The organism is Streptomyces sp. UW30, assembly GCF_008042075.1.
Taxonomy (GTDB): Bacteria; Actinomycetota; Actinomycetes; order Streptomycetales; family Streptomycetaceae; genus Streptomyces.
In genome coordinates, this window is record NZ_RDBN01000076.1 from 1 (window position 1) to 843 (window position 843).

1 protein-coding gene is annotated in these 843 nt (G+C 67.7%); it reads left to right on the forward strand.

What is annotated here, in order from left to right:
- Positions 1-332 precede the first annotated feature (332 nt).
- Positions 333-599 carry a hypothetical protein gene (locus EAO75_RS43965; RefSeq protein ID WP_148000745.1) on the forward strand — a complete coding sequence of 89 codons (267 nt, stop codon included), beginning with the start codon at positions 333-335 and terminating at the stop codon, positions 597-599.
- Positions 600-843 lie beyond the last annotated feature (244 nt).

Consider the following 843-nt stretch of genomic DNA (forward strand, 5'->3'; position numbering starts at 1 on the left):
GAAGAAGTAGCGCCGCGATTGCCCTCAGTTTCCGCACAGACGATTCAAAAGTCTGAGTTAACGGCGGTAACACCCCTGGTCAGACACGGTTCGGCATCAACAAGCGCATACCGACCACTCAGTCTGCGCAAACCCTCGCGCATGTGCCTACTCCGAAGTAACGTGCGTGGCTCGCCCGCCCCCCACCTCCCTGCGGTCCGCCGCGCCGGACCCGAGCCACGCAAGGAGTACCGGGATGTCCACCCCGTACGACCCGTACAACCGGCAAGACCCGTACGACCGGTTCCAGGCACCTCTCCACCCATCACCCGCCCCGCCCCCGTCGTACGCGTATGAGCCTCGACGTCTACAACTTCGGCGGTCAGGGGCGGTACGTGACCGTCGCGGCGGAGCCGATGGGGGCGGGCTGGTCGGTGTGGCCCGTGGCAGCGGGCGCCGCGCGCGCCTGGGTGCCTGCCGGAGGGCGGGTCGGGGTGGACTTCGTGGTCGTGGCGGGGCGGTCGGTGCGTCGGCGGGTCGACCGTCGGCTGGTGTTCGGGGCGCGGCTCGACGGTGGGGGCGAGGTGCCCGGCAGTGTGGCGCTCGTGCACCTGAAGTAGCGCCGCGATTGCCCTCAGTTTCCGCACAGACGATTCAAAAGTCTGAGTTAACGGCGGTAACACCCCTGGTCAGACACGGTTCGGCATCAACAAGCGCATACCGACCACTCAGTCTGCGCAAACCCTCGCGCATGTGCCTACTCCGAAGTAACGTGCGTGGCTCGCCCGCCCCCCACCTCCCTGCGGTCCGCCGCGCCGGACCCGAGCCACGCAAGGAGTACCGGGATGTCCACCCCGTACGACC